This is a genomic window from Halocatena marina, from assembly GCF_023276375.1.
In the GTDB taxonomy this organism is placed as follows: domain Archaea; phylum Halobacteriota; class Halobacteria; order Halobacteriales; family Haloarculaceae; genus Halocatena; species Halocatena marina.
The window spans coordinates 61,656-73,778 of sequence record NZ_JALLPK010000002.1 but is presented as its reverse complement, the minus strand read 5'-3'; the positions used below and the strand labels follow the sequence as shown (position 1 = coordinate 73,778).

The window sequence follows — 12,123 nt, the reverse complement described above, 5'->3', positions numbered from 1 at the left end:
CCGAACCACATTCCAAATGTTGGAAGTCATAAAAGAGAGAGACAAAGTAACAGCAGCAGAGTTGACAGACGAATTCCCGCTCTCAAAGAGCAGTATCCACAACTACCTAAATACACTCGAACACGAGGGATACATCATCAATGAAGAAGGCACATACCGACTCGGTCTGCGACTACTCGACCTCGGTGGATACGCACGTCACAAAAAGCGCCTGTATCAGAGTTCGAAAGACGAGGTAACAAAGCTCGCAGTTGAGTCTGGTGAGATGGCGAATTTACTAGTCGAAGAACACGGTCGTGGGATTTACCTCTATCGGGCGAACGGAGAGCAAGCGGTCACATCGGATTCCTATATTGGCCATCGCGTCTATCTCCACAACACGGCGCTCGGATTAGCCATATTAGCACACTTGCCGCGTGAGCGGGTCAACGAAATTATCGAACAACACGGACTCCCTCAAACGACGGAAAATACGATTACGGACCGCAATGCACTCCTTGATCGATTGGACCGTGTCCGAGAGACCGGTCTCGCATTCGATGAAGAAGAGCGCCTCAAAGGACTTCGTTGTGTTGCGATTCCGATCATCGATAAGAACGATGAGGTCAAGGGAGCCATCAGTATTTCTGGACCAATGAGTCGGCTCCAAGGAGACTACTACCAGACCGAGCTACCAGAGAAGCTTAAGAATGCCGCAAATATGATAGAGCTTAACATTAACTACACCTGAGAATAGCTGTTCAATTCATTCAGAGGGATATACTACTCTTGTCCATCCTTTCACTACTACTATCCCAACTATACTGGTTCGGTTAGAAGAGTTGGACTAATCATCAGCAATATCGACTGATAGTCTGAATAACTGAATGACTCTAGTAGTCAGCGTCGTAATGTTCTGATGGTGATGTCTACAAAATCCTGTGTTAATTGTATTGTAAACCAATATTTAGGGTAAAGAGTGACAATCTTCTATTGTTTGAACCTGTCTGATGCAGATTCTACATCGATGACTCCGTTTGGTTATATCGAGTAATATTGACTGCACTAACAACAATGTGGAACATGTAATGATTGGGAATGACACGGCAGTAACTACGATATCAGGCTGATACACGGGACTGAGAAGCGTAAAACAATAACTTCTCCAGTATTATTAAACAATAAATTCCTCGCATTCGTAGGATGATTAGACATTACAATAGTAGTACCGTAAAGGAGTTTGGTTCCGTTGTGAATCTTGATTACGGTTGTAGATATCATTGAATAAGGAATATCCGGAGGTCAAAGCGATATCGAGTTCTATTTTTCCTTGTCGCTACCTTTTTGAGTAGGTGTACGGCAATTCAGGGGAGCCTCGAATTGTTCCGTACTCGTTAGCTACACATGATATACAATGTCATATCAGTGTATTTTCTGACAAACGATGTTGTGTATATTTTGTCCTAAGCACTCTACAATTCGTCCCAGTGTTTGTACTCAATATGTCTTATATCGAACACAAAATCTGAACCTCGTGGTTGATAGAGGCCAATAGCGCACATTATGTTAGATCATATTAACATTACATCCGTACGTTAGTAATGCGTAGGCCTACCGATTATGGATGGAGCGTGCAGAGAGATACTCCCAACTGCAGAATACGGTACGATGGGTGGCTTCGAAAACGGGTATTTCATTGCTCAGTAGATGGATACCGATGCATGCCAGCTCCACGGAAAGCGATGACGATGGGGTTGTCTATCAACGGCACCGATTCAAACCTTAATGAGAATCACGGATGAGAATCAATGACCGACCCTTCCGAAAGTACAGTTTTTCCGTATCACGTTTACCGAGATCGAAGGATTCTATGATTCAACTGTGAAACCATAGTGTTCCGGTATGTGGGATAGTATATCTGATCTATCAACTCCACCACTACAAAAGACACAGGCGCTTCGACGAATACAGACAATATTCGTATATATGAATGATTATTTGCTATAATTATGAATTTCTAAATACGAAAGTAGACTCACACGTGCGATTCTGAAAAATCTATTCGTATTCCACATAGAAGAACACCATATCACTCATTGATGAACTACTCACAGTATACTATGAGGATGAATGTTTTTATACTTAACTGAGTGTGTGCAATATACGGTTGCTGCAAAGATTCAATTTGTAATTCTTCAACCATTACTAACGGTGTATATTAGTTTCAGCAAACGAATCAAATCTATTGGAACCAGTCGAGGAAAAATATTGAAGTAAAGACCATCCAAAAGTCATAATCCGATCTAAGAATATCATCTACCACAGTTGAGAATTTAAACGATGGGTCTGTCCCACATAGAGGGACAGCCGAATATTTCTATAACTTATGGATATATGCAGTATGTAGATGTGAATAGTAATGTATAAATCAAACACCAGACCAGTGTGGACACTATGTAACCAGTGACGCTGGACTCACTCACTATGGCATTCAAGAAAATGATTATATAATTTCATAATTATAGATATAAAATAGATCTTTGAAGAATGTTTATAACGAGACGTGCTAATTGACTAGTGAATGGGTTACAGAGATATCAAACAGCAGCTACGAGGCGTGCCATTCACGACTGCAACACCATTTGGTGAGGATGGAAGTAAGATACAACACAGCAAACTCCATGAAAATCTTCAATCGCTAGAACGAGCTGGTGCACAGGTGTTTATTCCTTGTGGAAATACTGGAGAGTACTACTCTCTCTCGCATCAGGAACGCATCGAGGTGGTAGGTACACATGTCGAAGCTACTCAAGACGAGTCAGCAGTGGTTGCAGGAGTCGGCGGTAGCACGAAAACAGCTGTTGAACTTCTTTCTGAGTATGAACGGATAGGAGCTGATGCGGCGATGGTAATGTACCCTCGTCATACGTACATCCATGAGCAAGGATTGGTCGATTACTACACAAAATTGGCCGAAAGCACTGACCTTGGACTTGTTTTGTACAAACGTGGACCACTGTTATCCCGGAAATTAATTGACGAGTTATCAACTATTAATAATGTGATTGCTGTTAAATACGCAGTTAATAACATCAAGGACTTCACTCAGTCAGTTTCAGATACTACTGGTGATCTCGTTTGGCTCAATGGAATTGCAGAACGGTATGCACCAGCATTTGCTCTTGAGGGTGCAGAGGGATATACGACTGGAATCGGAAATTTTGCTCCTGAGCCTGTACTGGCACTCTCGAATGCCATCAGAAATGAAGATTGGGCTCGTGCACGGCATATCCGAGATATACTAAGACCATACGAGGACCTTCGTGAAGAATCGGGGATGAATAATCCCTTCACTGCAGCTAACAATGTTCCTGCTGTTAAGTATGGAATGGAACTTGCAGGATTTCATGGTGGACCTGTTCGCTCGCCCCTTGTACAACTTTCAGAGAAAGATAAGAAACGGACACGCGAATACTATGAAAAAATAAATTCCGCTACTTTTTAAATAAGTAAATGTAGACAACCAGCACCATTAGATTGAGTGTATACATCCAGAATGAAGTTATGAGTAATGATAAAACCCTAAACCTTATTACACAGCATACTAAATCCATCGTATGGTAAAAGATAGCAGAGAACAACTTAGTCAGCGCTACAGTCTTAGTCGTCGAGATATAGTCAAGGCAGTAGGTGCAGCTGGTATCGCTGGGTTGGCTGGTTGCTCACAGTCCAGCAACGGCAGTAATAGTGGTGGGAGTACACTGACCATGTTTATGGACGAAGTTATTCCTAATGAGATTAATTTCAACCCATGGAATGGCGGTACTGACGACATGCACCGATATCAAATATTTGATTATATTGCCGGATATCACCAACAAGAAGGTGAGTGGTACCCAGTTGCTCTAAATGATTGGGAAATCCCATCCACGATTAAGAAAGGGGAGACAGTTCAGTGTGAGATCTTCAAAAATTTCACTTGGCATGATGGAACTGACTACAAAGCAAAAGACTTCGCTGGAAACCTTCGTCTTTGGAAGCACTTTGAAGATCCACTCTGGGACTTCATTAGTGATGTGAAAATTACTGGAGATAAAACAGTAGAGATTCCGCTTTCTCAGAAGGTTGATCCGTTACTTCTGGAAGAAACTCTGTTCGGCGGTAAACGATTGATGTACCGGGACGATATATTTAAAGAAAATCTTGATAAACTGGAAAGCGCAAATAACGATAGCCAACGAAAGCAAGCAATGAACGAGCTTACCCAGTATAGATATTCTGGACGTGATCTACTGGACCAAGGGCTGGGATGTGGACCATTTAAATATTCAGATTCTAATTCTACGCGATTGATCCTCGAGCCGTACGAGGACTATGAGAACCCGTATATTAAGTCAGATGATATTGGTCCTTCTCAGATTTCCATGCTACCGATCGATACACCAGAGGAAAGGTGGCAATCGATGATGAATGAAGAAGCGGACATAGCTCAAAACTCTTCAATCACCAATGCCCAAGTGAAACAATTGGATAAAAATGGGAACGATTGGATGGATTGGATTGTTGAACTGCGACACACGGGGCGTGCGGTTGTGTGGAATACCCGTAGAAAACCACTTGACAATCGTAAAGTTAGGTGGGCGTTGGCTCATGCAATTGATCGGCAGACGATGCTCAAAGGAGAGTCGTATGGGTCATTTATGCTAGAAACTGCCGATATCCCCTGTGGAATGTCTAACTTCTTAACAGATAAGTGGATAGGGGATCGAAAGAGCGAATATATGAAATTCTCTAGCGAGGGTGAAAATATTCAAGATCGAGTTAATAGAGAAAAGGCAACAAATCTCTTAAAAGCAGAAGGATTCTCTAAGGAGGGACAATGGTGGCAAACACCAGATAACAACCGGTTTGAGATCGAACTGAAGTCTCCTCCTTACTTTGCTGGCCGCAGCCAAGCACTCCAACAAGTCTTGGAGGATTTCGGTGTAAAGGTGAAAATATACAACGAGGAATCAACGACGTACGAAGGACAGACGGTTCCCAATCATGAATACGATGCTCTCCATTGGTGGCAGGGTCAAGTTCCACCGATCCCATATAATGGCTATAATACAAATATGGCCTTAGAGGCGCACCTTACTGCCTGGCCAAAAAATTGGGATGATGACAGTGATAATAATGAATACAAAATCGATGTCCCACCAATTGGAAAGCCAGAAGGGAAGCTCAAGGAAGTCGATGTAAAACAGGTCCTCACCAATCTTTCCAAAGCTAATTCCGAAAGTGAAAAGAAATCGTCTATTCAAAAGCTTGCGTGGGTATATAACTGGAACCAAGACAAAACTTACGACGTGGTACGAAATCAAGCAGTTCCATTCACAACGGACGACTGGAAGTGGCCAAGCCCATCCGGAGATAGAGGGCTCGAGAAAGACCAATACGGTGTCGATCAAAATGCATACATGAGAATTGGACGCCAACAATCGTGGCCGATTCGCTTCGGTTTCCCCAAGCCTAAGTAAGAATAAAGAAACATAGAACATCCTACTCATATAATTATATAATTAATTTGAAAACTATATTTCTGCTATAGTGCTTAATTATCAGAAGATAGGACTATGGCGAGATTCCATAGACATCGCCGGTCCAATCCTTGATAGTGTCGTAGACTGGCTGATTGCGATCTATCTCGTTCAATCGTTGGTGATCTTGTTCTTCGAGTTCCCAGTCGAACAGAGCGGCATTCTGGCGAATGTGATCTGTGGAAGTTGATTTTGGGATTACGACTACTTCTTGTTCAACAGCCCATCGCAGTGCGATTTGAGCTGGTGACTTATCGTATTTATCAGCGAGCTCACCCACAGTATCATCACTAAGGATCTCTGTTCGAGCAAGTGGTGCAGCTCCTTCAACAATTGTCTCTGTTTCTCGACAGAATTCGACGAGTTCCGGTCGTTGGAGCCAAGGATGATATTCGATCTGATTTACGGCAATTGGAATGTTTGCGATATGCTGTGCAGCACTGAGCTGATACACGCTAAAGTTTGAAACACCAATATTTCGAACTTTACCTTCGTTCACTAGCTGTTCCATTGCATGGAGAGTTTCTCGTAGTGAAATTGCTGGATTGGGCCAGTGAATCAGGTACAAATCCAAGTAATCAGTTCCCAGCCGATCTAACGAAGCATCACACGCATCACGTACGGATTCGTAATTTAGGTTCGACGGCAACACTTTAGAGGTGAGGAAAAGCTCCTCTCGATCATAATCAGTTAACACATCGCCAATTTCCGCCTCGTTCATATATCCCTCTGCGGTATCAATGTGGGTGTAGCCAGCTTCAAGTGCCGCACGTACCGACTCTCGGGCCGTGTTTCCTTCTAGGTCCCACGTACCGGCACCAATAATTGGCATCTCATCGCCACTCGGGAGATTTACAAATGGTACTGCCATTTACAGCCTAATCAAGGATATACTCCCCCTTAACTATTCGGTATCTCTCTTTAACAGCCAGTTGTACAATTTAGAAATATAGAATACCATCCATTCATGAGTTAGACAAACCGTTTCAATAACCAGTATCTTTAGGTTGATGGGAAATACACGTCATGGTGTGGAAAGTAAATCACTTCCAGATCAAGAGTCTATCGAACCAGAAGACGGTGTGTATGTCACCCAGTTAGTTGCTGGCGAAAACATGAACATGCAACACTTCCAATTCGAGGCCGGCGCAACTGCAATGGAACACAGTCACCCAAATGAACAAGCTGTCTTTATAACGCACGGTACGTTCACCGTGATCCTCGAAGGGGAATCCTATGACTTTGAAGCAGGTGATTCATACGTCATTCCAGGTGGCATTCCCCATGCATCTGAAAATAGGACAGATAAGCCAGTACAAGGCATCGATATCTTCAGTCCAGCCAGAGATGGTACTCCGTGGGACTAGCAGACAGCACAAAATAACTGTGATCGAAATAGCCACTACTGAATTTAATCGTCAACAATAGCTGACACCAATATCAGCTATTCAGGTGGTGAATCCCAAGTCTCGCCATTGTCCTTTGGTTCGTAGCCAATCACATCGCGAGCATGGGAGATATCATACCATCGGCGATCATTATCACTGACACCACTGAAAATATCAAACTCGACAGTATCGTCCTGTAGACAGCAATCCACTTGATGAGCAAAATCCCTACGTGACTGCCACATCGCTTTCATCCTGGCCACCTGTGTTTCATACTCAATACTGCCTCTTTCCCACTCTCCATCGTCGGCCCCTTTTTCTGCATCGCCAAATGGATGATCGTATTTTGGCATTCGAACGCTACAAATGCGGATTGCATAGAACCGTTTGGGATACTCGTAATTCTCCACATAGTAGCGGCCCAAATCTTCACCGAAGGATTTTGTTGCTCCATAGAATGAATCTGGTCGCTTTGGATCCGTATGATCGATCAGAATATCTGATTCCGGATAATAGATATCCGGTGCATTAGCGACTTCATACATGCCCATAACGTGGTTTGTTGATCCAAAAATGAAATCTTCTACACCAGCCTCTTTAGCCGCTTCCAATGCATTATACATACCAGTGATATTTGGCTCACGTACATCATCCCAATCCCCAAAGTCGTACGGATACGCAGCTAGATGAATGACCGCATCTTTGTCCTCGAACGCCGAACGAGTTGCATCATAGTCATTGATATCAGCCACTATCGTATCGTATCCACCATAGTCGTGATCTTCATCTCGATCAGACCGGTTGAAGTAGGTGAATGAGTATTCGTCTCGATCGTGAAGGTGGTCAATTAGTGCGGTTCCACATCTACCATAGACACCTGTGATCAGGATGCTCTTCATCATCTATGGATGTTTTCCTGCCAATAAAAATGTATCGACGGACACAAAATTGAACCTGCTATATGAATATACAATAAATTATAATTATTGTTTATGTATATAAATAAAATTCGGACTGGTTAGTTGCTGATCGTACCACGTGCTGAGTATATTTAGTAAGCGTCTCGCCAGCTTGAATGACTTACTAAATTATCCATTGGCACCCCATTGGTCACTTTCTGGCAAGCTACTTGGACACGAAGATCCGGGAGTGTCATCCGTATCTCCGTTAAACTCATTTCCGCACAGGTTGGTTTGTTCGCTTGCCCCTGCATTTGATTTGGGGAGTTTGATAGCGTCTCCATCGTTGTTTGTTAATCGGTTGTAATATACCGAGTTCATAGTCCCTGCATCGGGCACGTCTTCATGGGACGTAGACCAACCTAGTCGAACGGCTGCCCCTAGTCCATCTTGAAGATCATTATACCGAACGATCGTTTCCTGACCTTGAACATTTATTGCCCCTCCTTCTGGGTACTCTGTACCTCTGTCAGTACAGTACTCGATTAGGATATCGTACGTTCCCTCCTTCGTATTTACGAGTTCCGAATGAGCGTGACCACTGCTGTTGTCGATGTGATGTACGTGGACATTATTTGATTCATCCGGGTTTCCATTGTGCGGCGATTCGTCAATTTGAGAAGGTGAAGTTCCAACGTACACTACCTCACCATTGGATCCCTCGACATTTCCTGGTCCGTAGTGTTCGCGACCAGTTGCACCAATCACCTCGAAGTTCCCAATTTCAGAGTCCGTTGTCATCGCAACTCGAATACATTCTCCAAACGTGTTGCCGGCTCCGTGTGGAGTAAGTACGAGATTGGTAAGATACTCTGAACTCGTCGGCTCGGCGTAAACCATCTTGTCTCGATAGGAACTGAGGTCACCAGGGTTATTCGGATCGTGTAACCCATCCAAAGTTAGCCCGGTAAGGTGGATATGGCTATGGTTTATTTCGAAGCTACGAGCGTTTCCACCGCCCATATACACTGCATCAGCCGGTCCCGTAATCGTGATTGGTGATCCAGACTGACCACTCCGTACCGTTTGCAGGTTCTCCCGGTACTCACCAGATTCTACGTGTATTGTGTCTCCTGCATATGCCTGATCGATTGCACTCTGAATTGAATCCCCTGGTCCGACGGTAATATCGGCTTGCGATACCGATTTAGTTCGCTTTTTGGCTGCAGCACCAGTGGTGGCGAGAGTTCCAAGTGTACCAGCGATACCTACCTTTCGAAGGACAGATCTTCTGCTAATATCCTCCATAGTTAATCTATATTCTACAGTGACATATATTTAACTATCTCGCAAGTATTGCTTATTGTATTTAGTAGAAATAATAATTAAAGATCTGGGTGAAATAGGTATGGTTCTTGTTATCATGTATTCAACACGGAATGACAGCCACGTTGGGAACGCTTTTAGCTTCCATTGTGTTGGTCTCGCCTCAATGCCAGAGACCCTCTGGATCCTCGTTGTTCTCGATATCGTTCTACCATTCTCTCCATCACGAACATCAACGTACTTATTTTTGTTAATGTTCTTTTCGCGTACACCAAGCCATTACTGCCAAGCTTTGTGGTACCTACACGATTCACTTCGAGAATATCCCGAGCGATATTACGGATCGAGACACAAATTCAAAATCGTGTTACTTGATACGAACCATGATATTTAATAGCTAGATTAATTCGAATTTGTGTCAGATAGTGGTTCGCTATTCCAGTAAGAGTGTTCTTCTTCAAACTCTCGGAAACATGCTGCACCATGGGATCCTTCAAAAGTTGCATCAATATCCGGAAGCTCTTCTTTACAAGCCTCTCGAGCCTCTGGACAGCGTGTATGGAAACGACATCCACTCGGCGGGTCTACTGGATCTGGAATATCAATGCCACGAATTGGTGGCTCCCCTGTTTCCTGTTCTGGATCCAATTCTGCTGTGGACCATTTCAGAATGTTCGTGTATGGATGTTTCGGATTGTTAATTATTTCTTCGGCGGGACCAATTTCGACGATTTCGCCGAGATACATCACTGCAATCCTGCCATCGGCTTTCCCCGCAATATAACGTGCATTTGAGAGGTTATGGGAGACAAACACATACGATGTGTTGAAAAGCTCCTGAAGCATTAGCATCAAATCCATCATCTCGACACGTAGCGAGACATCCAATGCACTCACTGCCTCGTCGGCTAGAATCAGATCAGGATTCATTAGCAGTGCACGAACAAGCGCAACTCTCTGTGTTTCTCCACCGCTCAATTGATGTGGATAACGCTGGCCATAATCTTCTGGCGGCGACATACCAACATACTCAAGCAGCGAAAGGATTCTTGATCTCCGCTCCTCTTTACCTAGATCTAGCCCAGATAGCTTCAATGGAACTTCTAAGCTTTTTATGATAGTTTTATTTGGATTGAGTGAGCTACCTGGGTCTTGATGGATTATTTGCAATGATTGTCTGATTTCCTCAAATGGAATGTCTATCTCCCCATTATTATCGCGAGCATCCCAAATGTTTTGATTTCGATACTCAACACTGCCATCTGTTGGGCGTTGACCACCGATAAGTGTCTTTCCAAGCGTTGTTTTCCCACAGCCACTCTCACCAACCAAAACAACCACATCATTCTCATATATATCTAAGTCGATTCCATCAACGGCATGGACGGTGTCTGATTTCCCAAATATATTCCGTATACCGCCCTCTTTTTTCTCAAAATGAACCGAAAGGTTATGGGCTGACACAAGCGGGTCAGAGGACTGACTTCCTTCAAAAGAGGGTGATTCAGCCACACCCTCTGTTTCGAACGTCGATGGAACTGCATCCGTTGAATTTTCCCAGTGGAAGCACGCGGACAAATGGCTTGAATCAACATTTCTGAAATCTGGATCTTCATGACGGCATCTTTCATCCGCCATTGGACATCGAGGATGATATGCACACCCTGACGGGACATTAACTGGATCCGGGCTGGATCCTTCTATCGGACGCATCTCTGAAAGTGGTGCATTCAGATTCGGAACTGCTCTTAATAGTGCGCGTGTATATGGGTGAGTTGGATTCTTTAACATTTCATCAGTTGAACCAACTTCTACTAAGTCGAATGCATACATGACCGCGAGTCGATCACACAAGCCAGCGACTAACGGAAGATCGTGCGTGATAAATACAATTGTAAGATTATATTTTTGCTGAAGATTCTGTAACAAACTAAGAATTGATCGCTGCATTAGCAGATCAAGTGCAGCAGTTGGCTCATCCATAACGAGCACTTTTGGCTTTAATACGAGACTCAGCGCCAAGAGTGCTCGTTGTTTCATACCTCCACTGAGCTCGTGTGGGTATGAATTGAGTACTCGATCCGGATCTAGATATAAATCCGAAAGTAGTTCATGGGCATGCTCAATTCCATCAGCCATATCAAATCCGTGGGCATTGATGGTTTCCTCAAAATGCGTTCTGATATCGAGCGTTGGATTAAACGAACTCATTGCACCTTGGAAAACCATTGAAATTTCTTCCCATCGCAAGCTCATGAGCTCATCTTCATCTATGTCAAGAAGATCAACAGCCGTTCCATCGTCTCGATAATACGTTATATCACCGCTCAAAATGCCAGGTTCGACAATAGCGTTCAACAGTGACGATGCCAGCATTGATTTGCCGCTCCCACTTTCTCCAACAACTCCAAGAATCTCGTTTCGATATACTTCGATACTGGTATCATCGAGTACCTTTGATTCGCCTCGGTCCATATCGAAGGTTACAGAGGCATTGTTAACATGGAAAATGACATCATTGTCTGTACGGTTGGTAGTCGCTGCTTCGTTCATGGCCAGATTTTGATTCTTACTCATTGTTTGCCTAAAGACTAGTTATTCGAAGACTGGTGGTGTGGCTCCTCATTTTGAGATTCGTGCAGTCTGTTCAGAGCCACTTCTACCAGATCATCGCAATCCATCCTATGCTTTAACGTATAGTGAAACTATTATTTGAATATTTCCCCTCACTGTTATTGTGAATGTCCATTTCTGGACGTTCTACGCTGTAAGACTATATCAATTGTATTTCCAGATACAGACCGAGTAGCGTTGATTAGACTACGATTAATGCCGACTGTATTTCCATCCAATTCGTGTTTGTTTTTTATTATGATTCGACCCTCCTCGACTACATAAACATATATATACTAGGACACAAGATTGAGTCGTGTAAGCATCACTCGATCA

General features: G+C 43.5%; 8 protein-coding genes. 4 read left to right on the top strand and 4 right to left on the bottom strand.

Annotation, left to right across the window (positions count from 1 at the left end; all coding sequences use genetic code 11):
- Positions 1-16 precede the first annotated feature (16 nt).
- From MW898_RS19000 to MW898_RS18990, 3 genes are all read left to right on the top strand, one after another.
- Positions 17-730, top strand: coding sequence for an IclR family transcriptional regulator (locus MW898_RS19000; RefSeq protein ID WP_248909881.1), 714 nt, complete (start codon positions 17-19; stop codon positions 728-730).
- 1,830 nt (positions 731-2,560) lie between these two features.
- Positions 2,561-3,484, top strand: a complete 924-nt coding sequence (locus MW898_RS18995; RefSeq protein WP_248909880.1) for a dihydrodipicolinate synthase family protein — start codon at positions 2,561-2,563, stop codon at positions 3,482-3,484.
- Between the two features lie 112 nt (positions 3,485-3,596).
- Complete coding sequence (locus MW898_RS18990) at positions 3,597-5,501, top strand: ABC transporter substrate-binding protein (protein WP_248909879.1); 1,905 nt, start codon at positions 3,597-3,599, stop codon at positions 5,499-5,501.
- A gap of 94 nt (positions 5,502-5,595) precedes the next feature.
- Here the strand turns inward: MW898_RS18990 and MW898_RS18985 are convergent, their stop codons facing one another.
- Positions 5,596-6,432 carry an aldo/keto reductase gene (locus MW898_RS18985; protein ID WP_248909878.1) on the bottom strand — a complete coding sequence of 279 codons (837 nt, stop codon included), beginning with the start codon at positions 6,430-6,432 and terminating at the stop codon, positions 5,596-5,598.
- Between the two features lie 160 nt (positions 6,433-6,592).
- Here MW898_RS18985 and MW898_RS18980 point away from each other — a divergent pair, with 160 nt between their 5' ends.
- Positions 6,593-6,928 (top strand): cupin domain-containing protein, encoded by a 336-nt coding sequence (locus MW898_RS18980; RefSeq protein ID WP_248909877.1) that lies wholly within the window; start codon positions 6,593-6,595, stop codon positions 6,926-6,928.
- Between the two features lie 77 nt (positions 6,929-7,005).
- On the opposite strand, the gene MW898_RS18975 is transcribed toward MW898_RS18980, so the two are convergent.
- The 3 genes from MW898_RS18975 to MW898_RS18965 all read right to left on the bottom strand — a co-directional run bounded on the left by MW898_RS18975 (position 7,006) and on the right by MW898_RS18965 (position 11,751).
- Complete coding sequence (locus tag MW898_RS18975; RefSeq protein ID WP_248909876.1) at positions 7,006-7,848, bottom strand: NAD-dependent epimerase/dehydratase family protein; 843 nt, start codon at positions 7,846-7,848, stop codon at positions 7,006-7,008.
- 189 nt (positions 7,849-8,037) lie between these two features.
- Positions 8,038-9,156, bottom strand: a complete 1,119-nt coding sequence (locus MW898_RS18970; protein WP_248909875.1) for a right-handed parallel beta-helix repeat-containing protein — start codon at positions 9,154-9,156, stop codon at positions 8,038-8,040.
- A 420-nt stretch (positions 9,157-9,576) separates the two neighbouring features.
- Positions 9,577-11,751, bottom strand: a complete 2,175-nt coding sequence (locus tag MW898_RS18965) for an ABC transporter ATP-binding protein (protein ID WP_248909874.1) — start codon at positions 11,749-11,751, stop codon at positions 9,577-9,579.
- Positions 11,752-12,123 lie beyond the last annotated feature (372 nt).

What these genes read in the sequence shown, in the direction of transcription:
- MW898_RS18990 (WP_248909879.1), top strand. Translation starts at nt 3,597, where the DNA reads ATGGTAAAAGATAGCAGAGAACAACTTAGTCAGCGCTACAGTCTTAGT.
- MW898_RS18975 (WP_248909876.1), bottom strand. Translation starts at nt 7,848, where the DNA reads ATGAAGAGCATCCTGATCACAGGTGTCTATGGTAGATGTGGAACCGCA.
- MW898_RS18985 (WP_248909878.1), bottom strand. Translation starts at nt 6,432, where the DNA reads ATGGCAGTACCATTTGTAAATCTCCCGAGTGGCGATGAGATGCCAATT.
- MW898_RS18965 (WP_248909874.1), bottom strand. Translation starts at nt 11,751, where the DNA reads ATGAGTAAGAATCAAAATCTGGCCATGAACGAAGCAGCGACTACCAAC.
- MW898_RS18970 (WP_248909875.1), bottom strand. Translation starts at nt 9,156, where the DNA reads ATGGAGGATATTAGCAGAAGATCTGTCCTTCGAAAGGTAGGTATCGCT.
- MW898_RS19000 (WP_248909881.1), top strand. Translation starts at nt 17, where the DNA reads ATGTTGGAAGTCATAAAAGAGAGAGACAAAGTAACAGCAGCAGAGTTG.
- MW898_RS18995 (WP_248909880.1), top strand. Translation starts at nt 2,561, where the DNA reads ATGGGTTACAGAGATATCAAACAGCAGCTACGAGGCGTGCCATTCACG.